This window comes from Bacillus sp. FJAT-50079 (assembly GCF_018343515.1).
Classification (GTDB): Bacteria; Bacillota; Bacilli; order Bacillales; family Bacillaceae_C; genus Lederbergia.
Genome location: NZ_JAGYPD010000005.1, coordinates 178,208 through 204,907, shown reverse-complemented (window position 1 = coordinate 204,907; position 26,700 = coordinate 178,208). Strand labels below are relative to the sequence as shown.

At 38.4% G+C, this 26,700-nt stretch carries 24 protein-coding genes; 16 read left to right on the top strand and 8 right to left on the bottom strand.

The window, feature by feature from the left end:
- Positions 1–234: 234 nt before the first annotated feature.
- Complete coding sequence (gene serA / locus KHA95_RS14700) at positions 235–1,836, bottom strand: phosphoglycerate dehydrogenase (protein ID WP_213138277.1); 1,602 nt, start codon at positions 1,834–1,836, stop codon at positions 235–237.
- A gap of 633 nt (positions 1,837–2,469) precedes the next feature.
- Here serA and KHA95_RS14695 point away from each other — a divergent pair.
- The 4 genes from KHA95_RS14695 (at position 2,470) to KHA95_RS14680 (ending at position 8,295) form a co-directional block, all read left to right on the top strand.
- The gene (locus KHA95_RS14695) at positions 2,470–3,459 is read left to right on the top strand and encodes a Gfo/Idh/MocA family protein (protein WP_213138276.1); all 990 of its coding nucleotides are present in this window, start codon (positions 2,470–2,472) and stop codon (positions 3,457–3,459) included.
- A gap of 25 nt (positions 3,460–3,484) precedes the next feature.
- Positions 3,485–6,001, top strand: coding sequence for a tetratricopeptide repeat protein (locus KHA95_RS14690; RefSeq protein WP_213138275.1), 2,517 nt, complete (start codon positions 3,485–3,487; stop codon positions 5,999–6,001).
- 6 nt (positions 6,002–6,007) lie between these two features.
- The gene (mgsA, locus tag KHA95_RS14685; RefSeq protein ID WP_213138274.1) at positions 6,008–6,409 is read left to right on the top strand and encodes a methylglyoxal synthase; all 402 of its coding nucleotides are present in this window, start codon (positions 6,008–6,010) and stop codon (positions 6,407–6,409) included.
- 152 nt (positions 6,410–6,561) lie between these two features.
- Positions 6,562–8,295: an AAA family ATPase gene (locus KHA95_RS14680; protein WP_213138273.1), complete on the top strand. Its 1,734-nt coding sequence runs from the start codon at positions 6,562–6,564 to the stop codon at positions 8,293–8,295.
- A 40-nt stretch (positions 8,296–8,335) separates the two neighbouring features.
- Here the strand turns inward: KHA95_RS14680 and KHA95_RS14675 are convergent, their stop codons facing one another.
- From KHA95_RS14675 to KHA95_RS14665, 3 genes are read right to left on the bottom strand one after another with little or no spacing between them, the layout of a single operon-like run.
- Positions 8,336–9,727: a sensor histidine kinase gene (locus KHA95_RS14675; RefSeq protein WP_213138272.1), complete on the bottom strand. Its 1,392-nt coding sequence runs from the start codon at positions 9,725–9,727 to the stop codon at positions 8,336–8,338.
- Positions 9,724–10,398, bottom strand: a complete 675-nt coding sequence (locus KHA95_RS14670) for a response regulator transcription factor (RefSeq protein ID WP_213138271.1) — start codon at positions 10,396–10,398, stop codon at positions 9,724–9,726. Before KHA95_RS14670 ends, KHA95_RS14675 begins: the two co-directional genes overlap by 4 nt.
- Before the next feature lie 14 nt (positions 10,399–10,412).
- The gene (locus KHA95_RS14665; RefSeq protein ID WP_213138270.1) at positions 10,413–11,645 is read right to left on the bottom strand and encodes a hypothetical protein; all 1,233 of its coding nucleotides are present in this window, start codon (positions 11,643–11,645) and stop codon (positions 10,413–10,415) included.
- A gap of 163 nt (positions 11,646–11,808) precedes the next feature.
- On the opposite strand from KHA95_RS14665, the gene KHA95_RS14660 reads away from it, so the two are divergent.
- The 5 genes from KHA95_RS14660 to KHA95_RS14640 all read left to right on the top strand — a co-directional run bounded on the left by KHA95_RS14660 (position 11,809) and on the right by KHA95_RS14640 (position 16,949).
- Positions 11,809–12,717, top strand: coding sequence for a polysaccharide deacetylase family protein (locus tag KHA95_RS14660; protein WP_213138269.1), 909 nt, complete (start codon positions 11,809–11,811; stop codon positions 12,715–12,717).
- A gap of 325 nt (positions 12,718–13,042) precedes the next feature.
- Positions 13,043–14,020, top strand: a complete 978-nt coding sequence (locus KHA95_RS14655; protein ID WP_213138268.1) for a YncE family protein — start codon at positions 13,043–13,045, stop codon at positions 14,018–14,020.
- Positions 14,014–14,691, top strand: coding sequence for a response regulator transcription factor (locus KHA95_RS14650; protein ID WP_249316938.1), 678 nt, complete (start codon positions 14,014–14,016; stop codon positions 14,689–14,691). The genes KHA95_RS14655 and KHA95_RS14650 overlap by 7 nt, the downstream gene beginning before the upstream one ends.
- A complete protein-coding gene (locus KHA95_RS14645; protein WP_213138267.1) occupies positions 14,688–16,085 on the top strand; it encodes a sensor histidine kinase in 1,398 nt (465 codons plus the stop codon). The genes KHA95_RS14650 and KHA95_RS14645 overlap by 4 nt, the downstream gene beginning before the upstream one ends.
- A 93-nt stretch (positions 16,086–16,178) precedes the next feature.
- Complete coding sequence (locus KHA95_RS14640) at positions 16,179–16,949, top strand: FixH family protein (RefSeq protein ID WP_213138266.1); 771 nt, start codon at positions 16,179–16,181, stop codon at positions 16,947–16,949.
- A 238-nt stretch (positions 16,950–17,187) separates the two neighbouring features.
- Here the strand turns inward: KHA95_RS14640 and KHA95_RS14635 are convergent, their stop codons facing one another.
- The 4 genes from KHA95_RS14635 to KHA95_RS14620 all read right to left on the bottom strand — a co-directional run bounded on the left by KHA95_RS14635 (position 17,188) and on the right by KHA95_RS14620 (position 21,699).
- On the bottom strand, positions 17,188–18,351 hold the full coding sequence (locus KHA95_RS14635) for an iron-containing alcohol dehydrogenase (RefSeq protein WP_213138265.1): 1,164 nt from the start codon (positions 18,349–18,351) through the stop codon (positions 17,188–17,190).
- A 95-nt stretch (positions 18,352–18,446) separates the two neighbouring features.
- On the bottom strand, positions 18,447–19,343 hold the full coding sequence (gene thrB, locus KHA95_RS14630; RefSeq protein ID WP_213138264.1) for a homoserine kinase: 897 nt from the start codon (positions 19,341–19,343) through the stop codon (positions 18,447–18,449).
- Positions 19,340–20,401, bottom strand: a complete 1,062-nt coding sequence (thrC, locus tag KHA95_RS14625; protein ID WP_213138263.1) for a threonine synthase — start codon at positions 20,399–20,401, stop codon at positions 19,340–19,342. The genes thrB and thrC overlap by 4 nt, the downstream gene beginning before the upstream one ends.
- Positions 20,398–21,699 carry a homoserine dehydrogenase gene (locus tag KHA95_RS14620; RefSeq protein ID WP_213138262.1) on the bottom strand — a complete coding sequence of 434 codons (1,302 nt, stop codon included), beginning with the start codon at positions 21,697–21,699 and terminating at the stop codon, positions 20,398–20,400. The genes thrC and KHA95_RS14620 overlap by 4 nt, the downstream gene beginning before the upstream one ends.
- 181 nt (positions 21,700–21,880) lie before the next feature.
- Here KHA95_RS14620 and KHA95_RS14615 point away from each other — a divergent pair, with 181 nt between their 5' ends.
- The 7 genes from KHA95_RS14615 (at position 21,881) to KHA95_RS14585 (ending at position 26,566) form a co-directional block, all read left to right on the top strand.
- Positions 21,881–22,087, top strand: coding sequence for a zinc ribbon domain-containing protein (locus KHA95_RS14615; RefSeq protein ID WP_213138261.1), 207 nt, complete (start codon positions 21,881–21,883; stop codon positions 22,085–22,087).
- Between the two features lie 3 nt (positions 22,088–22,090).
- On the top strand, positions 22,091–22,387 hold the full coding sequence (locus KHA95_RS14610; RefSeq protein ID WP_213138260.1) for a hypothetical protein: 297 nt from the start codon (positions 22,091–22,093) through the stop codon (positions 22,385–22,387).
- Positions 22,388–22,852: 465 nt separating this feature from the next.
- Positions 22,853–23,623, top strand: a complete 771-nt coding sequence (locus tag KHA95_RS14605) for a hypothetical protein (protein WP_213138259.1) — start codon at positions 22,853–22,855, stop codon at positions 23,621–23,623.
- A 5-nt stretch (positions 23,624–23,628) separates the two neighbouring features.
- Positions 23,629–24,018: a GntR family transcriptional regulator gene (locus KHA95_RS14600; protein ID WP_213138258.1), complete on the top strand. Its 390-nt coding sequence runs from the start codon at positions 23,629–23,631 to the stop codon at positions 24,016–24,018.
- Positions 23,999–24,712 carry an ABC transporter ATP-binding protein gene (locus KHA95_RS14595; protein ID WP_213138562.1) on the top strand — a complete coding sequence of 238 codons (714 nt, stop codon included), beginning with the start codon at positions 23,999–24,001 and terminating at the stop codon, positions 24,710–24,712. The genes KHA95_RS14600 and KHA95_RS14595 overlap by 20 nt, the downstream gene beginning before the upstream one ends.
- Complete coding sequence (locus KHA95_RS14590) at positions 24,709–25,629, top strand: ABC transporter ATP-binding protein (RefSeq protein ID WP_213138257.1); 921 nt, start codon at positions 24,709–24,711, stop codon at positions 25,627–25,629. Before KHA95_RS14595 ends, KHA95_RS14590 begins: the two co-directional genes overlap by 4 nt.
- Entirely contained in the window at positions 25,622–26,566 is a 945-nt protein-coding gene (locus KHA95_RS14585) for an ABC transporter permease (protein ID WP_213138256.1), read from the top strand. Before KHA95_RS14590 ends, KHA95_RS14585 begins: the two co-directional genes overlap by 8 nt.
- Positions 26,567–26,700 lie beyond the last annotated feature (134 nt).

Sequence of the window (26,700 nt, the reverse complement as noted above, 5' to 3'; positions counted from 1 at the left end):
AAGCCATAGATCGAATTTCTAAGCCATAGATCGAATTTCTAAGCCATAGATCGAATTTCTAAGCCATAGATCGAATTTCTAAGCCATAGATCGAATTTCTAAGCCATAGATCGAATTTCTAAGCCATAGATCGAATTTCTAAGCCATAGATCGAATTTCTAAGCCATCATTCGAATTTCTAATCACAAAAAAGGACCGAACTCCTATCCGAGTTTGGTCCTTTTTCATATCATATTATCCAAGCAGGTTTTCGTTTAGCTCAAGAAACTGTGCAGCTTCTAAACCTTCTAAACTTGTTAATGCTTCGATCACATTTTCTTCAACGATTTTATCGAGCGTTAAGACCATGATTGCTTCTCCGCCAACGTCCGCACGTCCAACTTGCATCGTTCCGATGTTAATATCGAAATTACCGAGAGTCGTTCCAACGCGACCAATCATGCCAGGAATGTCATGATGTTTAATGTATAGCAGATATTGTTCAGGTCTTACGTCAACGCGATATTCGTTCATTTTTACGATACGCGCTCCATAGCCATTTAGGATCGTTGCACCAATCGTAGATTTTGTATCGCCACGATATAGAGAAAGCTCGACATAGCTTGCAAAACCTTTACTTTTTGATGTTTTTGATACGTTTGATGTCACACCTTGCTCTTTCATTAAATGCATGGCATTGATCATGTTCACAGTATCACCTAAATGATGGGCAAGAATGCCTTTGATCATCGTTCTTGTTACAAGGTCTGTATCCTCTTTTGTAATTTCACCGAAGTAATTAATTTCAATTCGCTCAGGCGCTTGATTTAAAAGTTGAACAGCAAGTGCTCCGATTTGCTCGCTTAGGTCAATAAATGGTTGCAGTTTTTTCTGTGTTTTACCTGAAACTGACGGCATATTGACTGCGTGACGAATCGAGTGAGTTTCAAAAATTTCAATGATGTCTTCGCTCACTTCATTAGCGACTTTTTCTTGTGCTTCCACAGTTGATGCACCAAGATGCGGGGTTACGATCACATTTGGATGGCCGAGAAGCTCAAAGTTTTGTGATGGTTCTGTTTCAAACACATCCAATGCTGCGCCTGCTACTTGTCCAGAATTTAGCGCACGAACAAGAGCTGCTTCATCAATAATTCCACCACGTGCACAGTTGACGATACGAACGCCTTTTTTCGTTTTTGCAAGATACTCATCATTAATAATGCCTCGAGTTTCTTTAATTAGAGGTGTGTGGATTGTAATAATATCAGCATCTTTGGCAATTTCATCAAGCGTTGCTTTCGAAATTCCTAAATGCTCAGCACGCTCTTCTGTTAAATAAGGATCATAGCCGAGAATTCTCATGCCGAAGCTTTTTGCTCGATTGGCTACTTCAGTACCAATTTTCCCCATGCCGACAACACCGAGTGTTTTTCCGTACATCTCCACACCTTTAAAAGAACTGCGTTCCCATTTTCCTTTTGAAGTGGATGCATGAGCGTGAGGAATGCTGCGAGCAAGAGATAACATCATTGCCATTGTCAATTCGGCAGCAGAAATCGTATTTCCGCCTGGTGCATTAATGACAATGATCCCTTTTTTTGTTGCGGCATTCACATCGATATTATCAACGCCGACACCAGCACGAGCAATGACGCGAAGATTATTCGCATTTTCCAAAATGCTTTCTGTTACTTGCGTTTGGCTGCGCACAATTAAAGCGTCATAACCACCAATAATATCTTTCAGTTCAGCTGCTGATAATCCAGAAACTTTATCAATCACAAATTTTGGATGGTCATACAAAGCTTTAAGCCCGGTGTCGCTAATTGGATCTGATACTAAAATTTTGTACATGGTTTGAAATCCCCTCTTCTTGGTTTGTAATAATTATGATCTAGCATGATGAAAAAATGAAAACGTCCCCATAACATACGCATTGCGTTTAGTTATGAGGGACGTTAGATCGTGGTGCCACCCTCGTTCGCCATTCAATCATGTTTTCATTGTTTAGCCCACAGAGTCATATCTTTGCATGCCTCATCTATAATAAATGGTAGGGGCTAAACGAGGCGAAAACAAATTGTAACAGCCTCGAGTCAGTAACGGCTAACGCCGGGCCATGGCCAGTTCAGAAGTGCTGGGCAATTTGTAAACAATACATCGGTTTCCACCAACCACCGACTCTCTATCGTTTTCTTTACAAGCCTTCTTCATCATTACTTTTATTCGTATAAAATTAAATTCGACAAGAATATACAGAACATTCTACCACAACCTTCTATGATTATAAAGATTAAAAATAAAAAAACAGAAAAAATATCATTCCAACTAACAAGAACGATGCAAGATGAAGAAAAATGCAATATAGTAGATATATACATAATTCGCTATGATGTTCAAAAAGTCAGGTGAAAACGACAAACCGAATTTTCCTTGCCCATAACTGGAGCTATTTTGAACATATATAATAAATAGGAGGTAATTTGAATGATTCGTTTTGGCATCGTAGGAACGAACTGGATTACAGAAGAGTTCATTCAATCAGCATCACATTTACCCGATTTTCAATTAACGGCCGTCTATTCGCGGACAGAAGAAAAGGGCCGACAATTTGCCGACAAATATGATGTGAAGCATGTGTTCACAAATCTAGAAGAAATGGCAAAGAGTGATTGTCTTGATGCCGTTTATATTGCAAGTCCAACCTCTTTCCATGCAGAGCAATCAATTGTATTTTTGCAAAATAATAAACATGTTTTATGCGAAAAGCCATTGGCTTCAAATCCACAAGAAGTCGAAGCGATGATTGCAACGGCGAAAAAGCATCAAGTGCTTTTAATGGAGGCGATGAAAACAACGTTTCTACCAAGTTTTAAAGCGATTCAAAAGCATATACATAAAATTGGAAAAGTAAGAATGTACTTTTCAAGTTATTGCAAATATTCTTCGCGTTATGATGCGTATCGGGAAGGGAATATATTAAATGCATTTAACCCGATCTTTTCAAATGGTTCTTTAATGGATCTTGGCGTTTATTGCATTTATCCACTCGTATTACTATTTGGCGAACCAAAAAGTATAAAGGCGAATGGAGTGATGTTAGAGTCAGGTGTTGATGGGAATGGGATGGTTTTATTGAAGTATGATGATTTTGAAGCAGTCGTTGTTCATTCAAAAATATCGACCTCTTATTTGCCAATCGAAATTCAAGGAGAAGAAGGGACGATGATCATCCAAAATCCATCGACACCGGGAAAACTTGAAATTCGTTATCGTAATGGGGAATTGGAAAAAATTAACGAAGAAACAGAACACCCATCTATGTATTATGAAGTAGAGGAGTTTCTTCGCCTAATACAAGCGGGAAAGAGAGAATCAATGATCAATTCATACGATCACTCACTGATTACCGCTCGTATTTTAGCTGAGGCAAGAAAACAAATTGGTCTCGTTTATCCAGCAGATCATAAAGTATGATTACGAAAGAAAGATGGTGAGAGGAATGACACTGGAAAATTCGTTGATCCAAAAAACATATTATGAAACATTTACTCTAGAAGCGGATAAAGTGGAGCATCCAGCGAATGTTCTTGGTAACCTATATTTTTCGGAACAGAAGAAAGAAATTCCCGACCTTTCTAATATTCGCTTTGCCCAAGGGGAAGTATACTTCCAAATGCAAGATTTCGAAGCAGCCATTTATAAATGGGAAAATATTCAGAATGAGTTGGAGCCATGGGCGAAAAAAAACATGGCGGATGCTTATCTTGAGCTTGAATTGTTCGAAACAGCTGAAAATTTATATCGATCGATTTCGACGGATTCACTTACGTTAAATACGGAAATTACGTTACAGCTTTTTGAATTATATTTATCAGAACAAAGGATTGCTGAGGCGGATCAAATGATGAAGCATGTCGTCGTTCTGAATCCGAGTTACCCAAATGTAACGACAATTGCCCGGGCTTTTTTTGAAGAACAAAATGACTGGGAAAGCGCTGTTGATCTAGCTGTGAATGAAGCCGTTCGGACGAAGTCATTGGAATGGTTTCAACTGCTTAGTAAATATGCAAAAGCTGGGCACATAACGAAACCACCTGGGTATTTTATCTCAGCACTGACGCTGTTAGCGTCGATCGATATGAAGGAATTAGAAAAACTTTTGGTTGATCTGTGGAGCAGTTATCAAAAGGAAAACACCTATTTTACATGGCTTCAAGAGATAAATTCATTTTTAAACGACAATCAATTTGATTATCAATGGAAGCAATTACCTACTTTATATCAGTCTGCCTATATGAAAATGGTAAGTGGGAAATATTCGATTTCCGTCTGCAAAGATATCGCACCAGACCTTTTAAAAGCATGGATAAACATTGCTTCTTCTTCGACTGCTTTTGCAGCAGCTGCTAGTTTACTAGCGTGGAATGATTTATTTTCAGAATATATGGAAGAAGAAATGGTTAGCAAGGCAGAAGCCCTTTTAGCTGATTCACAAAATGAAGATCAATTATTTACGGAGAGTGTCACATTATTCCGCAAAATCCAAAACTGGGCTGATGGACATAAAATTCATATGGATGAGTCAACTTTAACGTTGATTGGGCAGATGTCCGATCTATCAAACCAATATGTATTGTTCAATGATCAATCAACCATTGATCGTTATCAAGATCGAGTGACGAACAATGAAAAAGCGTTGCCGCAGTCTTTATCGATTTTATATGTTCCAGAAAATAAGTGGGCAAGTCATCCATTGACGAGATTGGCCGACCATTGTTTATTTACCTTAAATACAAATGCTCCTTTTACACATGATGAGCAGCTCGTGCTTATACATATAAAAGAGCAACTGCCCGAGCTTCACATTGATTTTATGCTGCGGTCCGAGAGCCCTGAAACGTCATTGGATGATTTAAGGAAGAACATCCAAGCTTATTTTCCAGTTGCACATGTTTTCGATATAGAGGAGCAATGGCTTGAATCGATTCGCGATCAGAGAGATGAATGGAAGCGTAAACGAGTAACGAGGTTGTTGGCGGAAATTCGAAGATTGCTTGCACAATTAATCGAACAGCAGGTCATTGTTGAGCAGGAATTAATCAAATCCGTTGATCAAGACGAAGATATTTTAGGTAAACTAAAAGGCTCGATTCATCAGCTTGATGATCTTGTTGATGAAAAGAAACGGGTGATCAAAGAGGCATTTCAAACGATTAAATATGAAATTAAAGCTGAATTTGAAAAAACAATTCCCGAGATTATTAAAAATACATCAGAAATTATAAAAGATGATAGTGATTTTAAAACGATTCACATTGCATTGAACGAAGAGATGAATAAACGAATTGCCTCGTACATTGAGGAAAATGTCATGCCCATTTACGCAAGCTCGCTTCAAGATTGGATTTCTTTTTCGAAAAATGAATTTGAATTAAGCCAAGAGCAGTTGAGTGAGTGGGAGCAAGCCTTTAATGCGATGCTCGCTGAAGAAAGAATTCATTTAAGCTGTGATTTTCAAGTACTTAATGATTGGCGCCGTGATGCCGATCGAATGACGAGCGCCGTTCACATTGAGCAGGAAAACATTATGCTGCGCCGAACACCTTCGCAAGTATTATTAAAAGGAGCGGGAAAACTTTTAGGTGTACTCCCGAAAAATAATACGGTATTAACAAACACGTTTAAAAACTTTATTCAAAATGAAAGTTTCCAAGAAACGGCCACGGCTATTTCTACTCAGTTTTTCCAGCAGTTTGAGTTGTTCGAAAAAGCAATTGAAAGAGATATTCAAATCTTTTTCCGAGAGCCAATTGCGGAATTGGAAAAGATGGTTGAAGAAATCAAAGCTGAGAAAGAAGAGAATCAGTCGGCATTGGCGGAAATGACATCGAATCCTGAAGCGTTTCGCGGCCCTCTAAGATTATTTGAAGTAAGGCTCCGTCAATATGAATGGATGGATTACGCGGAACAGGTGAAAGTTGAAATGCCAGTTGAAATTAAAATAGACAAGGAATGATGATGGATGAATATTGCATTAATCGCTCATGACAAAAAGAAAGAAGATATGGTTCAATTTGCAATCGCATATAAACTCATTTTAGAAAAACATCGTCTGTTTGCAACAGGTACGACAGGAAAAAGAATCACAGAGGCGACAGGACTAGACGTGCATCGCTTCCAATCGGGCCCACTTGGCGGTGACCAGCAAATTGGAGCGTATATCGCGCAAAATGAAATGGATATGGTCATTTTCTTCCGCGATCCATTAACAGCACAACCGCATGAGCCAGATATTTCCGCTCTCATGCGCTTATCGGATGTATACAATGTTCCGCTTGCAACGAATATGGGAACAGCGGAAATTTTACTTCGCGGGCTTGATACAGGCTATTTAGATTGGAGAAATGTGTTAGACAACGAATAATAAAAAGGTGGAGAGGATTGCCTACAAAGGTGAGTCCTCTTTTTTTTGTGAAAAATTCAAGGGTTCATGTAAATGTCATAATATGTCTAATGATCTTTATTTCTATTCGATGTATACTATAATAGATTCATATTAACAAAGGAGATGGAACAGTGAAGTCGAATTCCAAAATCGCAGCGAAGATTGTTCCTTTAGCCATTGGTTTAGTTGTCGTTATTGCATGTATTGTATGGGCATTAGTAAGCTTTAATAAAGGAACCGTCATTCCATTCTCGGCAATTGAAAAAACGATTCAAGCGCAAAATGGTGAATTGGTTACTTTAAAAGAAATGTCCAACGGTACTTTATATATAGAAACACCAGACGGAAAATATATTTCTCATTTTCGGCCAAATAGCCCGTTAGTAGAGCAATTGGTAGAAAAATATCATATTAATTATCAATATTCCAACGGGAGTACAGTTAATAATGTTCTTCTTGGTGCGATCGTTCTTATGCTGATTGCAACAGCGATCGTTGTAAGGAAGAAGGGTGGAGTCGGCACTGCAAAAATGAAACAAAGCACGTCGAAGGTGACACCACTACCATCAATTACATTAGATGATATTGGCGGACTTCCTGAAGAAATGAAGGAAGAGATTCATCAAACATTAGAAATTTTTAAAGATCCAGCACGCTCGGCATTAATTGGGATTAAGCCGCCGAAAGGTATTCTATTATATGGACCACCAGGGACTGGTAAAACATTGTTAGCCCAAGCGATGGCAAAAGAAATTGGTGCTACATTCTACTCATCTAGTGGCTCGGCATTTACAGAGCTATTTGTCGGAGTTGGGGCATCGCGTGTTCGCAGTTTATTTGAAAATGCAAGAAAGCAAACTCCAGCGGTTATTTTCATCGATGAAGTCGACGCACTTGCAGGGAAACGAAAAGCGCATGGTGGAGAAGAAGCGGAAAAAACGTTGACGGAACTTCTCGTTCAGCTTGATGGCGGGCATGAAAACGATCAAATTCTCTTCATTGCAGCGACGAACCGAAAGGATATGCTTGATGATGCGTTCCTGCGTCCAGGAAGAATCGATTTTACATTCCAAGTGCCGCTTCCAGATATGAAAGGACGTAAGGAAATCATCGATATTCATACGAAGGGAAAACGTCTTTCCGATGCTGTTGTTGCTTCATTAGACACCCTCGCTGAAAGTACTTCAGGCTTCTCAGGTGCTGAAATCAGTTCATTATTTGAATCTGCAAGCAGAAAAGCAGTTAGGGAAGGCAGAGATACAGTCGATATGGGAGATCTTGATTACGCGATTGATCGAACGATTCTCGGAAGCACATCAAGGGCATTGAATGATCCAGAAACAAAGCGCCGTGTTGCGATTCATGAAGCTGGACATGCATTAATTCAAGAACTTACGAAGCCAGGATCAGTGCGTAAAGCAACGATTATCCCACGTGGACAAGCACTTGGCTATGTAGCTCCTATCCAGAAGGAACTCCACTTAACAACAACGAGTGAATTGCTAGATCAAGTGAGTATGATTTTAGCAGGTGGAGTCGCTGAGCGAGTACATCTCGGTGAGCATAGCATTGGTGTAAGCGGAGATGTCCAGCAGGCCAAACATATTTTAGAACAGATGGTTGATACAGGAATGCTTCAAGATGGATTTACATTAACATTCCAAAAAGGTGAAAAAGATACGAAAATGCAGGAATTATTCCAGCAGGCCCTTGAAAATACGGAGCAAATGATTCAAAAGCATGATCAAGTGTTCCACCAGCTTGTTGAAGCCCTCATGAAAAAAGAAACGTTAGATGGGGCAGAGGTACAGGAAATTGTTGCAGGAAAAATTATATCTCAACAAAATACAATTGTTTACGCATAAAAATAAATCCCCAGACACGTTTGGGGATTTATTTTTATAATTAAAGAGGAAGGATAACGGTAACAATGGTGCCGGTACCTTCTTCACTTTCAATTGTAAGCTGGCCATGATGCAATTTTATAATTTGTTGGCAAATCGCTAATCCAAGTCCAGCCCCAGCTACGTTTTCATTAGCTTTATAAAAAGGGTCCATAATGTTTGGTAGATCTTTCTTATTAATTCCTGCGCCAGTATCACGAACTTTGCATATTAAAGATGCTTGATCTACGGTTCCGTCAATTGTGATGTTTCCTCCTTGGTCACTGTATTTAATCGCATTATCGATTAGATTAATGAATACTTGCTTTATACGATTTTTATCAGCGTAGAGGAGAATGTCAGGTACTGCTTCCACTTGTAAGCTTATTTGCTTACTTTTACAGTGTTTATCGAATTGAAGCACGACTTCAGAAATAAGTGTACATATAGGAAATGTCGTTTTCTCTATTTTTAATAATTGATGATTAAACTGTGAGAAATCAAGCAGTTCTTCTACCATTGTTTTCAGTCTGTCTGTTTCGTTTGTAATGATTTGTAGGCCAGTTATCAATTCCTGCATATCATCTAAACTGCCGGAAATTAATGTCTCACTCCACCCTTTTATACTTGTAAGAGGCGTTCTTAGTTCATGTGAGACAGAAGAAATAAATTGATTTTTTAGGTTTTCATGCTGCAGTAAGGACCGTCCTAATTCATTAAACGAGGTTGCCAATGTCCCGAGCTCCCCGATATAATTTTCATTAATTCTTGTTGTAAAATGTCCCTCTGCGAGCTGTTTTGAAGCCTCTGTTAAATTTGTTAATGGTGTCGTAATTTTTTTAGCTAAGATGACGCTAAATAGCATGACGAGTGAAATAATCAAAATTCCGATGCCAATGGCAAACAGGCTTAGTTTCCAAAAAAGCTGATCGATTAATGAAAGCGAGATGACATATCGGAAGTAGATGAATGTTTCGTCCTCATATTGCAATGGAACAATGGTCGCCATAATTCGTTCATCAGCTATTTTACTTCTACCTTTCCATGCAGCCGGTTGCTCAATCGTTGCAGCCCGCAATTGCTCGGTATCAATCGTTTCGTTCGTTGGAAATCCAGTTGAGGAGACGATGATATCGCCTGAAGGAGAAATAATTTGCATCTCAGCTTGGGGCATCATGAACTCATTTAATAATTTTGATAAATTTAATTGAATGTTAAAAGGGGAAATATCCAAAAAACGCATCGCAAAATTAGCTGATGTCTTTGCGTGGGCGGTTAGCATTTCTTCTGTTGACTTGTAATAATATTGATAGATACTAACAAAAAAAACGCCTTCCAATAGTGAAACAGTTAAAGAGATGATCAGTAAGTGCTGAAAGAACAATCGTTTCTGAATGCCTGTTTTCCTGTTCATTCTTTTACCCATTTATATCCGAATCCCCAAATTGTTTGAATAAAATCTGGTTCTGATGGATTTATTTCTACTTTCCGGCGAATTCTCCGAATATTGACATCCACAATTTTAGGATCACCTAGATAATTCACACCCCATACTTCGTCTAATATATCATGTCGACTGATCGCTTCGCCTTTGGCCATGTCAAGCAATGATAGTATGTCGTATTCAGTCGGAGATAATTCAATTTTTTTCTCATCTTTAATTAAGCATCTTTGGGCGCGATCTAGGGATAGACCTTTCATTTTATCCTTCGTTTGAATGTGAATTCTCCGCAATAGAGATTGAATTCTAGCAATTAATTCATTCGGGCTAAACGGCTTTGCTACATAATCATCAGCACCGTTCAGCAAACCTTGAACCTTATCTAGTTCCATCGTTTTTGCGGTTAGCATAATGATGCCGATCTGCTGATTCGTTTCGCGAATTTGTTTGCATACTTGAAATCCGTCGATTCCTGGCATCATAATATCTAATAATATGAGGGAAATATCGTGATGCTCACGTAATAATTGTAAACCCATTTCCCCGCTTTCTGCTTCAAGAACGCTATACCCATATCTTTTCAAATTAATTAAAATAAAGCTTCGAATATTTTCTTCATCTTCAATGATCAATATTTTTTCCATGTGTAACCCCTCTATCATTTTAACAATGTAAATTGAATGGACTTGTCGTAATCAATCGTCTTTGTTAAATAAACTAAATTATTTGATTCGGCTAGTTTTTTCCAGTCTGATTGTGATTGTAGCTGCATATCTGAAACGAATACATCAAAAAGAACTTCCTTCGTTTTCGGGTGTAAAACCTCGATATACTTGCGATTTTCCGATGATCTTATTTCTAATGCTGGTGAATCAAGTGGAAATTCAATTTGATAGTTATATTCATAGTTAATAAAGTAGTTAGCCGTTTTATTTACATTTAATTGATCATCTAGTTGATAGTATACAGTGAAATAATTTGTTTCTACATAAGGAAGAGGTTCTTCCATATAAGGCTCCTCTAGCATCCCAAATTCAAGAATACCGTCATGGTTTGTATCTTTACTAAAAACCATTGATGCTTTATAAGTTAGATCTTTGTTATCTGTAAATAGTTCCAGTAAATGGGTGCCTTTCACTTCAATAATAAACGTTGTTGCTGAATGTGCTCCGATGCCAGCGTCAAGCATCAATCCCTTTTTAGTCTGTGAGATTTGACCGCTAATGATCTCTTCGTAGCCATTGATATATGGATCAAGCTCTAGTTGATTCATTATTTGTAAATGCTGATCATGATATTGATACAAAAACACGGTATTTTGCTTACCTTTATCAAATTTAAGTAATACAAGACTATCTTTACCGCCATGATCAAAATCATCCAAGAGAAATCCCGTATAGGCGGAGTCTAATAACAGTGTAGGGGTATGATTAGAAAAAATTTCATAAACGAGTAAACCGTGCTCAGTTGAATTCTCCGAATAAGCAAAACCAGCAATGATTTCTTTTTTTCCGTCATTCGACAAATCTGCAAATTGTAAATCGATCAGGCGCGTTCCAATCCCATCGATTTCGGCAAGTTTCTTCCAGCCATTTTTATAGGACAAAATCAAGCCTTTGAGCCGCTCAGTACGATCTTCTGTCTTATAGAAAAGCACGGCCTCATCGACTCCGTCACCATCTAGATCTACAAGTAAAGTAGGACCATTGATCTGATTATTTACTGGTGTGAGTAACTCGGCATTTTTCGGTAAATAAGTTGAAAAGGCAGCTGTAATTTCGGCCTCCTTACCTGGGAGCTCTGGTGGAATCATTAAAGATGTATTTGATTGAATTCGAATACAACCAGATAAAAAGAAGGCAGAAAGAATGGCCAGAAATAAATATTTCATATGTAAACCTCCATTAATAGTAAGTATATCAATCTCAAATATATACGGGGTAACAAAAAAGTGACAATTTTCATAGCAAATATTGTCATTATTTTGTTACCCTTTTCACTCAAATAAAAGATATGATGAAGTAAGTCGAAACATGTTGAAGGGATGAGAAAAAGTGGGGGAGACAGAGAGAAAAAGGGTGAAATTAAATCTCAGGGGGAAAATATTAGTAGGAGGGATGTTGCTTCTTACGATTCTTTCATTTTACTATTTTACTAATGCCAAAGATATTACAAAGGAGCATCAGACATTGGCAAAAAATAATGTTGAAGAAGTCGTGAAAATTGATCAGCCGATCGTAGAGAAACATCATGCTAATCAACCAAATGCCTCTTATAAACAAGAAGAAAAAGATCAGGATCTGGAAAGAAAAGAAGAAATCATGAAAGAAGAGAAGGAGCAGAGCGAACCTCAATCACAATTGCAAATTGGAAAAGTGGTTTATTTAACTTTTGACGATGGTCCGCATTCATCTTCGGAGAAATTGCTGCAAATACTAAAGAAATATGATGCGAAAGCAACTTTTTTTATGCTGGAGCCAAATATGAACATGCATGCGAATGCAGTAAAGCTCATGGTTGAGGAGGGGCATACGGTTGGTGTTCATGGGGTTTCCCATACGGTTGCAAAGATATATAAATCCCCTGCTAGTTTTATAGCTGAGATGCAACAGGCGATTAATCGTGTGGAAGAACTTACAAATGTTCATACGAGACTTATTCGAGCTCCATATGGATCTAAGCCTTATGTAACTGCTCCGTTTAGAACTGCTATCGATCAGGAACATTTGCTTATGTGGGATTGGAATATCGATTCAACTGACTGGAAACTAACCAACGGATCGTATGTACAGAATGTAATTGAGCAAATCGAGCAATTGGTTAATAAACAGCCACTCGTCATTTTATTGCACGAAAAACAATCAACAATAGATCATATCGAAAAATTACTTATTTATTTACAAGATAACGGATATGAGATGAAATCCATTTATGAAGATATGGAACCTATTCAATTTAAGTGAATGTACGTCTAGACTATTGATAAATTTCGTTAAAAGGAAATTTATTAATAGTCTTTTTAGTAGGAAAGGTAGAAGTTACGCAATTATGGGCGAAAGTGGAGCAATTAACATTCGAAGTGGCGCAATTACTCCGAAACTTACGCAATTCACCCTCAAAGTGGCGCAATTAAATTAAAAACGCACGGCACTGCGCTACACTTCAATCAAAATTTGCTCCGTTTTACGTTATTTTTTTAAATGTCCATAGTCATTTCATCAAAATATCACAAATCTCATGTATGATTATTGGTAGATGTGAAGCTGATCACGATAAAGGTGTGAGAAAATGAATAACAACAAATGGGTCCTCGTTATAACGTTTGTATGCATTCTGCTTAGTGGCTGTCAGAAGGAAAAGTATGCTCCGATTGACGAGAATCAGCCATTTGTTGCGACATTAAACGTGCGGGACCATGGCATTGATTTTTTAAATGAAACCGGTAAAAGAATTGCACACTGGCATTTAAATAAGATGTATACGGGAGGCCGACTGCTTTCGGATGGAGATACATTAATTTTATACGGAACAGAGCTTGAAGAAGTTGATATATTTTCCCTAAAGACAGGGGAACAAAAAAGCTCGATTAAGACAGGTAAAGGGATTACGAATGGACTCGATATTGAATCAATTTCAAAATTAGCTTTTACAGATAAAATTCGCAATGAAATCCGCTTTTTTGATTACTCAGGAAAAGAAACGAATCATATAAAAACGGATACCTATCCATTAACGATGCAGGCAGATGATCAACATGTGTACGTTGCTTCGTACCAAGGGACGAAGCTATCGATCATTGATTTGCAGACACTTACGCTTGAAGCAGAAATGAAGATCATTCCTTCCGCAACGGGCATGCTTATTCGAAAGGATGCAGATGAATTATGGCTTGGTGGACATGGATCAGGCAATAAAGCACAATCATTTATTTCTGTTTATTCATTGAAATCTGATCAGTTAAAAGAAGAACTTTCTGCTCCGCTGATGCCAGTGGACTTTTATGAAAATGAATTTGGCATTTATGCAATAAGTCACGGTACAAATATGCTTTACCACTTCAATGAAGAAAAGCAACTTATAAATCAGGTCGAAGTCGGAGCAAATCCGTTTGCTTTAAGCTTTTTTGCTGGGAACGTAATTGTGGCTGGGTTTGATAGTGATACACTCTATTGGCTTAATCCAGAAACGCTCAAAATTGAACGGCAAGCTGAGGTTGGAAAAGGACCGTTCGTCATTTTTACACGTGAGAAGGTGGAAGAATGGTAAACATATTAATTGTTGATGATGAGGCTGATATGAGGCAGCTCATTGCTATGTATTTACACAATTCAGGATATGAAACGTCTGAAGCGGCTGACGATCGTGAAGTGGATGAAAAATTAGCAAATAATCAAGTCGATTTAATTTTGTTAGATATTATGCTGCCTGAAATAGATGGCTTTGAAATTTGCAAGCATATACGAAAAACTAGCCGGATCCCGATTATTTTTTTAACGGCTAAGGGGGAAGAATGGGATAAAGTGAAAGGACTTCAGCTTGGCGGCGATGATTATATTGTGAAGCCATTTTCTCCTGGTGAGCTTGTTGCTAGAATTGATGCTGTTTTACGAAGAACATCGTATGAAAACAAATCAAATGCAGCGATTGAATATGGAGTAATCAAGCTTGATATCGATGCGAGAACACTTACGATTGCAAATAAGCCGGTTAATATTACATATAAAGAATTTGAACTGCTTAAAATGTTAATGAGTCGTCCTGAAAAAGTATATACACGGGAAGAGTTATTAGATTTCGTTTGGGGGATCGATTATCAAGGCGGCCCACGCACGGTGGACACACATATAAAAACATTACGAATGAAGATGGGAAAGGAAGCAGGGAGTCGTATTCAAACGATATGGGGCAGCGGCTATAAATTTGAGGTGCTAAAATGAAAATTAGTCTCTCGCGTAAACTCTCCTTTGTCTTATTGATTGCTTTGATTGCTTCAATTTTTTATGCCTATTTCTTTTCTAATGTTTTATACGAACGCTTCTACGTGAAAAATATGGAAGGTGAGTTACAGATGACAGGAGAGCGCTTAGCTCATTCCTATGAGAAAGGACCTGTCACCGATTCATTTATTGATGAAATCAATTTTTTTAATAGCAAATCCAATTTTGAAGTGTTTGCGGTAAGGAATCCACGTGAATTAAGTATGTGCCTTCCATTTGAAGTCGATTACGATGCCCTGATTAATGGTGAGGACCGTGAAATGCTACTAAATGGAGAAACGGTTTATCATAAAGGATTTGTAAAACGATTAAATCGCGAAGTAATCTCCGTTGTCGTGCCACTGTTAGACGAGAAAAAATTAGAAGGAATTATTTATTTATATTATCCATTAGAAAATGTAAGCGAAATGACTTCCTATTATACGCTTTATTGGATTGCAGGGGCAGCTTTGTTTTTAATTATTGGTTTAACAATTGGGGTTAAATGGATACGCCATGTCATTCAACCGTTGCAGGAAATGAAATTGGCAGCAAAGCAAGTGTCAGAAGGAAATTTATCAGCTAGGATTGCCCAATATAAAGATGATGAGATTGGTCAACTAGCACAAACCTTTAATGATATGGCTGAATCAATTCAAAAAGAAGACGAAGAAAGAAGACGATTTTTGGAAAATGTGTCCCATGAGCTGCGTACGCCGTTAAGTTATATAAAAGGATACTCAGAGGCGATCCACATGGGGATTGCCCCTGAAAAAGACGTACAGAAATATCAGCATATAATTTTGCGGGAATCGCGGCGGATGGAGCGGCTCGTCGGAGATTTGATGGAACTGGCAAAGCTGGAATCGAAGGAATTTAGCTTGGAGAAGATGCCGATTCCGTTAGCGCAAACGATTGAAGAATCGTTAGAAAAGGTCGATCAACTTGTAAAGGATAAACAGATTCAATTAGACAAACAGCTCGATTATGAATTAATTGTGAATGCAGATAGTGAACGTTTAGAACAAATGCTTTTAAATATACTTGATAATGCGATTCGCTATACGGGGCAAGCTGGAAAGATTTTTGTTTCTCTAAAGAAAGAAGAGGGGTTCGGTATAATCCGTATAAAGGATAATGGGAAAGGTATTCCACCAGTTGATTTAGAAAAAATAACACAACGATTTTATCGAGTCAATAAAGCTCGGACAAGGAAAGAGGGAGGGACTGGGCTAGGATTATCGATTGTGGAACAGTTAACAAAGCTCCATGGCGGAACGCTGGAAATTGAAAGCGAACTTCAAAAAGGCACAACGATTTCGATTCGATTGCCGCTTTTGCTTGAAAATGAATGATCCCTCTTTTGTAACGAAAACTTCACATCGTTCACACAAAAGCAGTGTATGCTTAGGTTAGAAGAAAATTAATAGGTATTGGAGAGAAGAAATTTGAAAAAAATACGTTGGTTTGTTTTTATTAGTATATTAACCCTTGTCTTAGCGGCATGCGGTAGCAATGAAAATAATAGCGGTGAGGAAGACGTTCCGGAAATACTTGAGGTAGAATTAATTACTCCGGAGGTTGCAGATGTAGGAGAAACTGTCTTGTTACAATCAATTGTTACCCAAGGAGAAGAAAAAGTTACAGATGCGGATGAGGTAGAATTCGAAGTTTGGGAAGAAGGGAAAAAAGAAGAAGGAGAAATGCTTGAGGCGAAAAATAATCAAGATGGAACGTATGAAGTTGACAAAGCATTTGATCATGATGCGATTTATCACGTACAAGTTCATGTAACGGCAAGAGGAATGCATGTTATGCCGAAAAAAACAATTACGGTTGGTGATGCCATCACCGAGCAAGAAGATCATGGACATGAGGAGCACGATCATGGTGATCACGATCATCATGGACACGCGGCGGATGGATTTAGCATGCATTTCATGAACCCTGAAAATGTTGAAAAAGGGAAAGAAACGGAGCTCATTGTCCATCTTCAAGATGATGAAGGACCGATGGAAAAGGCGCGCGTCCGCTTTGAAATTTGGAATGATGATGTTTCTGATAAACGTGATTGGATCGATGCCGCCGAAACGAAAAGTGGTGAATATGGCGCAGCATTTTCGTTTGAGCAAGCTGGCACCTATTCGATTCAAATTCATGTACAAAACGACGATGGTTTGCATGAACATGAGGAACATCAGATTGAAGTGAAAGAATGAGGTTGTGCAATTAACTAGTTGGGAATTATATTAGTTAGAACTCGATTTAAAAAAACCTGAGTCGTTATATCTCAGGTTTTTTTTCATGATTTTTAATAAAGAGGAAGAATATTCTTGTCTAGCCCAGCCGCCCAGCGACTAGCAAACTTCATGCTTCGCCGTGTTTCCTTTGAGGATCGGCCACGTCAAAGCACCAACTTTTTGTTACGTCGCTAAACGGGCGCTTGCGCTTTTCTTATTATAATGATGACTTATAAATAGCGAGAACATCTTCACGGTTTAATTTTGTAAAGTTACCAAAATCTCCATGGACGACTGCTTTATCAGCCATTTCTTCGAGTTTGCTATCATCAATATCGTAGTCGGATAATGTTGATGGAGCACCAATGCTATTCCAGAACTCGCGAAGCTTTTCAATACCTTCTAATCCGGCTTCTTCATCCGATTTGCCTGTTGGATCAACTCCAAACACATTGACTGCAAGCTTTTTAAAGCGTGCTGGATTCACATGGAGATTATACTTCATCCAGTTTGGAAATAGAATTGCCAGCCCTCCGCCATGAGGAATATCATATACCGCTGAAACAGCGTGTTCAATATTATGTGTTGCCCAATCACCGCGGTAGCCCATATTTAAAATTCCGTTTAAAGCCATCGTTCCACAATACAAAATCGTTTCACGATATTCATAATTTTCAAGATCAGCTAATAGTTTTGGCGCGGTTTCTATTACCGTTAATAAGACTGATTCACACATTCGGTCTTGCAATGGGGTATTTTTAGTTTGATGAAAATAATGTTCGAATACATGTGACATTATGTCTACAATTCCATAGATTGTCTGATTTTTAGGGACTGTAAATGTGTTGACAGGATCCAGAATTGAAAACTTCGGAAAGACAGCAGGGCTGCTCCAACCATGCTTTTCTTTTGTTTCCCAGTTCGTAATGACCGAGTTAGCATTCATCTCAGACCCCGTAGCGGCAAGTGTTAAAATCGTTCCAAACGGAAGCGCATCGGTGGCCACTTCCTTTTTCATAACAAAATCCCATGGATCGCCATCAAATTTTGCACCAGCCGCAATTGCTTTTGTGCAGTCAATGACACTGCCACCGCCGACGGCTAAAATAAAATCAATGCTTTCTTGCTTACAAATGGCGACGCCTTTATGTACTGTTGATAAGCGCGGATTTGGTTCGACTCCTGAAAGCTCAAAAATATCAGCATTTATCTCTTTTAAATTGTTTATAACTTGATCATACAATCCATTTTTCTTAATACTGCCGCCACCATAAACAAGTAGCACTCGTTTTCCATACTTCGGTATTTCTGTTTTAAATTGCTCTCCTTGCCCTTCTCCGAAAATTAATTTCGTCGGATTCCAAAAAGTAAAATGATCCATATACAAGCCGCCTCCTTTGTCATTATTATCAATGATTTATGTGAAAAATGCAAAAAATGAGTAATGGAAAACATTGATTTTCCATTACCCATATATTATTTTTCTTCAACCTGCACTCCATGTAAATCCATTTCCAATACATCAACCGAATAGTTAGGCAGCAAATCTTGCAAAGCTGCTGCAATTTCCGCACCTTTTCCTTTTGGAGCGAGTGAGAGCATTGTTGGACCTGCACCACTAATAACAGTTCCATATGCTCCTCGTTTTTTTGCTTCATGACGAATTTTTTCGTAGTTTGGAATGAGAGAAGCACGATATGGCTCATGATATAAATCTTTTTCCATCATTTCGCCTGCTAGTTCGTAATCGCCGGCAATTAAACTAGCAAACATAACGTTAGCAATGGCGCTAGCACTCGTTGCTTTTTGACGAGAATATTGTTCAGGCAATACTTCTCTTGATGCTTCTGTTTTTAACTCTGTCGATGGGATATAAACGATAAAATCAAGATTATCATCTTTTTTTTGAAAATAGTTAATTTCTTCATTTGAAGATTGAGAAGCAATGACGAGTCCACCAAGTACAGTAGGGGCAACATTATCGGGGTGACCCTCAATGGCAGCGGCGAAGTATAGTTTATCCATTTTGGATAAATGAAGTTTGCAAAGCTGATTGGCAATCTCAATCCCAGCAATAATAGCGGAGGAGCTGCTCCCAAGCCCGCGCGCCAATGGAATCTCACTTTCAACGACGACATGTGCGGCGGGAAGGGAAGCTCCGAAATGCTCCGCTGTCTTTTTGGCAATTTGATAAATAAAATGTTCTTTTGCGTCATTTACTTCAGGTAAATGAACAGAATGGTGTTCAAACATCCATTCGTCATGTTCTTCTAGATGCAATGTTAAATAACGGGTAAGTGCCATTCCGGCCGAGTCGAAACCCGGCCCGAGATTGGCAGTGCTTGCTGGTACTTTAATGGTAAACCTTGTCATGCTTTTACCACGCCTTTTATGTAGTCAAGCACTTTTATTTCATCGTTTGGTAGTACGACAGAATCAATTTTGATTTCATCCATTGCTGTTTCTGGATCTTTCAAGCCATTACCTGTTAGTACTGCAACAACTTTACTGCCTTTTGCGATGCTGCCTTCTTTTACTTGCTGAAGCACGCCGGCAATGGAAGCACATGAAGCAGGTTCAGCGAATACACCTTCCGTGCTTGCTAGTAATTTATATGCTTCGAGAATTTCTGCATCGGACACGGAATTGATTTTTCCACCGGACTCATCACGAGCATTTTCAGCGAGCTCCCAGCTTGCTGGGTTCCCGATGCGAATCGCTGTTGCGACTGTTTCTGGTTCAGCAATTGGCTGTCCTTGAACGATGGCTGCTGCACCTTCCGCTTCAAAACCAAACATTTTCGGAAGACCTGTTTGTTTTACTTCATTATATTCTTTAAATCCTTTCCAATAAGCGCTAATATTTCCGGCATTTCCTACTGGAATGGCTAAAATGTCTGGGGCGCTGCCAAGCTGATCACAAACTTCAAAAGCAGCTGTTTTTTGACCTTCAAGTCTGTATGGGTTAACGGAATTCACAAGTGTAACTGGAGATGTTTCACTAATTTTCCGTACCATGTTTAACGCTTCATCAAAGTTTCCTTCAATTTCTACAATTTCGGCACCGTACATTTTTGCTTGGGCAAGCTTTCCAAGGGCAACCTTTCCATTAGGAATGACGATGATTGCTCGAATGCCTGCCTTTGCTGCATATGCAGCGGCTGCCGCTGATGTATTCCCAGTTGAAGCACAGATAATCGATGTGCTTCCTTCTTCAACCGCTTTTGCGACCGCCATTACCATCCCACGGTCTTTAAAAGAACCCGTAGGATTGGCGCCTTCAATTTTTGCATATAGCTCAATACCGAGTTGTTTTGACAAATTGGAGAGATGTACCAACGGTGTGTTTCCCTCTTGTAGTGTCAATGCAGGTGTTTCTTCGTTTACTGGTAAGTAGTCTTTATAGTTTGCAATTAATCCTGGCCAGTTCATTTCTTTACATCTCCTTCAACTCGATAGTGACTAATAACTTCATTTACAACTTCTAAATCTCTTAATTCCATTAATGCTTTTTGGAAAAGCTCTAATGAAACACGGTGTGTAACGATAATGATTTCCGCTAATTCATCTTTGCTAAGTGGTGTTTGTAAAATTTGTTCAAAGCTAATGCCTAGTTCATTGAACAAGCTTGTAATTTTTGAAAATGCTCCAACTTCATCTTTTAGATGGAGGCGGAAATAATATTTTCCAAAGCGTTGATCAGGAGTTTTCAATGAGCTTTCAAATTTTGGTGCGACAACACTTTTTCCATTCACACCGAGACGCATGTTCTTAATTACCGCAACAACGTCAGCCATGACAGCTGTAGCCGTTGGCAAGCTTCCAGCGCCTGGGCCATAAAACATTGTTTCTCCAACTGCTTCACCATTTACGTAAATCGCATTAAATTCATTTTTTACAGAAGCTAGTGGATGGTTTTTCGCAAGAAATGTCGGCTGTACGCTTACTTCTAATTCTTGATTGTCAATCGTAGCATGACCGATTAGCTTCATTGTTAATCCTAGTTTTTTCCCATAGTTTAAATCTTCAACAGATACATTGCTAATTCCAGATACTTCCACATCATCAAGATCAACATTCGTATGGAAAGCTAATCTTGCTAAAATAGCCATTTTACGGGCAGCGTCAATTCCTTCGACATCGGCCGTTGGATCTGATTCTGCAAAGCCAAGATCCTGTGCCTCTTGTAATGCAGTGTCATAGGAAAGCCCATCTTCGTCCATCTTTGTCAAAATATAGTTTGTTGTTCCGTTCACAATTCCCATAAGTTTCTGAATACGGTCGGAAGAAAGTCCCTCTGTTAGCCCTCTTAAAATTGGAACTCCACCGCCAACACTCGCTTCATAGAAGAGATCGCAGCCATTGGCAACCGCCTTTTTTTGTAACTCTACACCGTGTAAAGCAATCAAATCTTTATTTGCTGTTACGACATGCTTTTTAGCGTCCAATGCTTGAATAATATGTTCACGGGCTTCTTCAACGCCCCCGATTACTTCGATTACAATGTCGATATCTGGATCTTGTAATACTTCATTTGGATCTGTGGTGAGGTAAGTTTGACCAATTTGAATATCGCGTGCTTTTTCAGCGTCACGAACAAGGATCGTTTTTACTCGTACTTCACAGCCTACTTGATGAGCAAGATCTTCCTGATGATTTTTAATTAACTGTACAACTCCGGAACCGACTGTCCCTAGTCCTAACAGTCCAATAGATACATAGTTTTTCATTTTTCCTCACCTCATATGTCTTTCTGTTAAATACATTTGTGTTTATATAGTAGACATTAAAAAAGAAAAAGTCAAGACCTTTTATAAAATGATTTAATGATTTTGAAAAGTTGAAACAAATGGCTAGTAATCGACGTATAGATAGTAAGGATTATTTGACTTTAATGAAGGGGGAAACAAAATGAGCGAAAAAGGCTGCGTGAAATGTGGAAGTACTCGGGCAGAAACGAAGGAAGTAGCGATGACAGGGACGGGGCTGTCAAAAGTTTTTGATGTTCAGCATAATCAATTTCTCGTTGTATACTGCACAAATTGCGGTTACTCAGAATTTTACAATAAAAAGTCATCAACAGCTGGGAATGTGCTTGATTTCTTTTTTGGAGGATAACTGATGATGGATAATGAACAGACAAAAGAATTAAGAAGGATTCGGATAACGCTCATTTGTTTACTTATTGGAATTTTAATTACGAGTGGCGGGACGGAAGTAATTTATCAAGATCATCATGATAATGAGGATCAATATTTTGATAATCTTGTTTCATTAGGTGATGGACAATTTGGTGTGTTGTCGGGCAACTCCTCCTATGATGGCGGAAATACAATGACCATATATAAATATGATCTTGAAACAAATGAACTAAAGAAAATCAATGAAGTTTATTTGGATGAACTTGAATTGGAATAAACACGCCGCCGCAACGGCGTTTTTTTATTGAATAAAATAATAACAGACTGATATTATCTGCTTTTATGTATTGCGGTTAATAGGACATTGTTTTTTTTCAATGCTTATTTTCGATATCTTTTTGTATTTAGGTGTATAAGGAAGGTTCTCATCTCTCTCTTCCTCGTATTTAATAGAAATTCAGTTCATTAGAAAGAGGCTAATCGTTCTCACACTGTTTTTTTATCAAAATCATGTTCATAAGGAAGATCCTATTCGTCCGCTTCCCGGCATCTAATCGAAATCAAGTACATAAATAAGTTTTTATCGTCAACGCCTCTTTATTCCGTCAATAAGCGAGACAGATTCATTTCCGCTACTTAGGCATCTACCCATTTTCTTATTTTTTGAAATAGTTACTTGACGTATCATTGAGTATTAGTGTACTATTCAAATAGAACACTAATACAAGGCGGAGGGGTTTCAATGAAACCATTTATCGGACTGTTAAAAAAGGAAATATGTATTTCACGGTTTTGGTATGTTACATACCTTATTCTTATTTTTATCGCAATTAGTTTAGGTAGCTATTTTTCAAAGCGGTTAGATGAGCCGAGTATGGTCATCCCTCTGTTGATTATGCTGATACTTCCAATCCATTTGTTTTTTATGCCAGTTACGGTTTATTCTTTACTGAAAATTGAAGGGAAGACACAATTATGGCTTTATAATCCGCAAAGCAGCGCAAAATTACTACTAGCAAAAATAACGACAGCTTTATTGTTTCAAATCATTTCACAAGTGTTCGTTAGTACCTATGGGTTGCTATTGGTAAAGCTACTTATCTATAAAGACATCCCGCTACCTGTTCATGCAGTTATGTTAACGAATATCGTTCTACTTGTTATTGGATTGTACACGACCGTTTGGGTCATTTTTCTTTGGACCGTGTATCACTCCCTGGAAAGAGTACAAGTGATTAAAAAGTTCCGCTGGTTAATCCTTTTCGTTATTTTCATTGCATGCAATATCGTAGAAACATTTGTTTCAAAATTAAAGTTCGTTCGGGATTACTTGTTTGCTTGGGAGCTAGATATTACGACTTCATATGCTGTTTCGTATGAATCTGGGATTGGCTGGACTTTTGATACGATGTCAGCGCCATTACCGGTTATCCCTCTTATCATTTATGCCATGATCGCCCTTGGATTATTCTTCATCGCATGTAAATTACTTGATCAAAAGGTGGAGGTGTAAGACAAGTGGCCAAAGAGTTTATTGCATCAAAACCAATTTATATACAAATTGCCGAAAAAATCTTTCAACAAATGATTCGCGGTGAAATAAAGCCAGGAGAAAAATTGCCTTCTGTAAGAGAGATGGCGATTCAATCAGGTGTAAATCCGAATACCATTCAACGAACATATACCGAAATGGAGAGGATGGGCGTAGTGGAAACGAAAAGAGGGCAAGGGACATTCATTGTGGAAAATCAGTCCATTGTAGAGGAGTTAAAACAAACGATGCAACGCGAAATTATTGAACAGTTTGTAATAAGTATGCGTGAGCTTGGGCTATCGAAGGAACAGATGAAGTCTGGTCTGGAGGAATTTTTTGAAGAAGGTGATCAGCATGACGATTCGCTTATCTAATGTTACGAAGAAATATGGCTCAGAATACGCCTTAAATCAGGTGGATTTGGAATTCCAGTCCGGGAAAATTTATGGATTACTAGGTCCCAACGGGAGTGGGAAATCAACGACATTAAAAATGATTACCGGACTTGTTTATCCGAGTAATGGGAGTGTTACTGTTTTTGGAGAAGAGGTTACAAGGAAATCTTGTGAAAAAGTCTCCTATTTAACCGAATTAGACATGTTTTATGAGTCCTTCACAATCAAACGAATGATTGACTTTTATGCTTCGCAATTTCCAGATTTTAATGAAAGTAAGGCAAATGAACTATTAAAGGAAATGAACCTCACAGTTAATAAAAAGATTAAACAGCTATCTAAAGGAAATCGTGGCAGATTGAAGCTCATATTAACACTGGCTCGAGAAGCGCCTGTCATTTTGCTCGATGAGCCATTTTCAGGTCTTGATGCTTTAGTGAGAGATTCGATTGTAAAAAGTTTGCTTACGTATATTGATTTTGAAAAGCAAACCGTCATTATTGCTACACACGAAATCGATGAAATCGAGCCGATTATGGATGAGGTAATCGCCATATTTAACGGCGATATTATCGGGCATGAAAATGTAGAACAGCTTCGAGAGGAGCAAGGCACCTCGGTATTAGAATGGTTTAAAACAATTATGGGAGATAAGGAGAGTGAGGTACGGTGAAAACGGTAGTTGAGCTGAAAAATGTTTCAAAAGTGATTCGTCGCCGTAAAATTATTGACGATTTAAGCTTTACGGTTAATGAAGGAGAGGTATTCGGTTTTTTAGGACCGAATGGCGCAGGAAAGACAACGACGATTCGGATGATCGTTGGACTTATTCGGATTACTTCAGGAGAAATTGCGATTTGCGGGAAAAATGTTGAAAAGGATTATGAAGATGCGATCCAACATGTTGGTGCGATCGTAGAAAATCCAGAAATGTATAAGTTTTTAACCGGCTATCAAAACTTGCAGCAAGTGGCACGGCTTATTAAAGGGATTACAAAGGAAAAAATCGATGAAATTATTGAGCTTGTTGGCTTAAAAGATCGCATCCATGACAAGGTGAAAACATACTCGCTTGGGATGAGGCAGCGTCTGGGAATCGCACAAAGTTTGCTTCATGATCCGAAAATTCTTATTTTGGATGAACCGACAAATGGATTAGATCCAGCAGGCATTCGTGAAGTTCGTGATTATTTGCGCAGCTTAGCCCGCGAGAAGGGACTTGCGGTGATTGTATCAAGTCATTTACTGTCGGAGATGGAAATGATGTGTGATCGTATCGCAATTATTCAAAAAGGAAAGCTCATTAACGTGCAAAATGTTCGTATGAATGAAAGTGTTGCTGAGCAGACATATTTATGTAAAGTGAATGATCCACAGAAAGCGAAGGCTATTTTGCTTACCGAAGGGTATGACGTAAAGGACCATAAGGAAGGACTCGAGCTAGAGCTTGGCAAGGAGCAAGTACCAAACGTAATTAAGCGACTCGTGGAACAAGATATCCTTATTTATGAAGTGAAAATGACGACAAAATCACTTGAAGATCGCTTCTTAGAAATCACGAGTAACGAGGAGGTAGCGTCACATGCTTAATCTCATCCAAAATGAATGGATTAAAATTTTTAAACAAATCGGCACTTATATCATGATTGGATTAGTTGTCTTGCTTGTGATCGGAAATGGTGCAATCACAAAATATCTAGACTCAAAAGCAGAACCAGTTGATCAGGATTGGAAACAAGAATTAACAATTTCCAATCAACAACACGCGGCGAATATGGAAACAATGCCGATGACGAAAGAATTTTTTAAACAGCAAATCGCAATCAATGAATATCGAATCGAGCATGATTTAGCACCAGAATATACAACTACGGTCTGGACATTTATTCAGGATTCGGCATCATTTATTAGTTTTGCTGGCTTGTTTGTTATTATCATCGCTGCGGGAATTGTCGCCAATGAATTTACTTGGGGCACTGTTAAAGTATTATTGATCAAACCGTTTCATCGTTGGAAAATTTTAATGGCAAAGTATACGACAGTCATCCTGTTTTTATTACTTGTGCTTGGCGTTTTATTCGTCAGTGCAGCAGCAATAGGGGCCATTTTGTTTGGTACTGGTGGAGAGGCAAGCAATGTTCACCTTGCCTATGTAAAAGGGACCGTTGTAGAACAAAGTCTTCTTCTCTACTTAATTAAATCGTATTTACTAAACTCTTTAAGTATCTTTTTACTTGCGACAATGGCATTTATGATTTCGGCAGTCTTTCGAGTGAGTGGCTTAGCAATTGGAATTTCCATTTTCCTCTTAATGATGGGCGGAACGGTGACCCAATTGCTAGCCATGAAATTCGATTGGGCAAAATATAGCCTATTTGCCAATACGAATTTAATGCAATACGCGGATGGGAGTCCGTTAGTTGAAGGTATGACGATGTCCTTCTCCATTACGATGATGCTTATTTACTTCTTCATTTTTCATCTTTTGGCATTTATCTTCTTCACAAAACGGGATGTTGCAACATAAAAAAATACAAGTAAAAAGCCGGAGCGATTTAATAAATCACTCTGGTTTTTTACTTGTACAAAAATAATTATCTGAATATAAAGTAAAGATTGAATATTAGGTAAGTAATTTGGTATATTTAAAATGTGACGGAG

Coding starts and splice junctions, on each gene's coding strand:
- serA (WP_213138277.1), bottom strand. CDS start 1,836: ATGTACAAAATTTTAGTATCAGATCCAATTAGCGACACCGGGCTTAAA.
- KHA95_RS14695 (WP_213138276.1), top strand. CDS start 2,470: ATGATTCGTTTTGGCATCGTAGGAACGAACTGGATTACAGAAGAGTTC.
- KHA95_RS14690 (WP_213138275.1), top strand. CDS start 3,485: ATGACACTGGAAAATTCGTTGATCCAAAAAACATATTATGAAACATTT.
- mgsA (WP_213138274.1), top strand. CDS start 6,008: ATGAATATTGCATTAATCGCTCATGACAAAAAGAAAGAAGATATGGTT.
- KHA95_RS14675 (WP_213138272.1), bottom strand. CDS start 9,727: ATGAACAGGAAAACAGGCATTCAGAAACGATTGTTCTTTCAGCACTTA.
- KHA95_RS14670 (WP_213138271.1), bottom strand. CDS start 10,398: ATGGAAAAAATATTGATCATTGAAGATGAAGAAAATATTCGAAGCTTT.
- KHA95_RS14665 (WP_213138270.1), bottom strand. CDS start 11,645: ATGAAATATTTATTTCTGGCCATTCTTTCTGCCTTCTTTTTATCTGGT.
- KHA95_RS14655 (WP_213138268.1), top strand. CDS start 13,043: ATGAATAACAACAAATGGGTCCTCGTTATAACGTTTGTATGCATTCTG.
- KHA95_RS14650 (WP_249316938.1), top strand. CDS start 14,014: ATGGTAAACATATTAATTGTTGATGATGAGGCTGATATGAGGCAGCTC.
- KHA95_RS14645 (WP_213138267.1), top strand. CDS start 14,688: ATGAAAATTAGTCTCTCGCGTAAACTCTCCTTTGTCTTATTGATTGCT.
- KHA95_RS14635 (WP_213138265.1), bottom strand. CDS start 18,351: ATGGATCATTTTACTTTTTGGAATCCGACGAAATTAATTTTCGGAGAA.
- thrB (WP_213138264.1), bottom strand. CDS start 19,343: ATGACAAGGTTTACCATTAAAGTACCAGCAAGCACTGCCAATCTCGGG.
- thrC (WP_213138263.1), bottom strand. CDS start 20,401: ATGAACTGGCCAGGATTAATTGCAAACTATAAAGACTACTTACCAGTA.
- KHA95_RS14620 (WP_213138262.1), bottom strand. CDS start 21,699: ATGAAAAACTATGTATCTATTGGACTGTTAGGACTAGGGACAGTCGGT.
- KHA95_RS14615 (WP_213138261.1), top strand. CDS start 21,881: ATGAGCGAAAAAGGCTGCGTGAAATGTGGAAGTACTCGGGCAGAAACG.
- KHA95_RS14610 (WP_213138260.1), top strand. CDS start 22,091: ATGATGGATAATGAACAGACAAAAGAATTAAGAAGGATTCGGATAACG.
- KHA95_RS14605 (WP_213138259.1), top strand. CDS start 22,853: ATGAAACCATTTATCGGACTGTTAAAAAAGGAAATATGTATTTCACGG.
- KHA95_RS14595 (WP_213138562.1), top strand. CDS start 23,999: ATGACGATTCGCTTATCTAATGTTACGAAGAAATATGGCTCAGAATAC.
- KHA95_RS14585 (WP_213138256.1), top strand. CDS start 25,622: ATGCTTAATCTCATCCAAAATGAATGGATTAAAATTTTTAAACAAATC.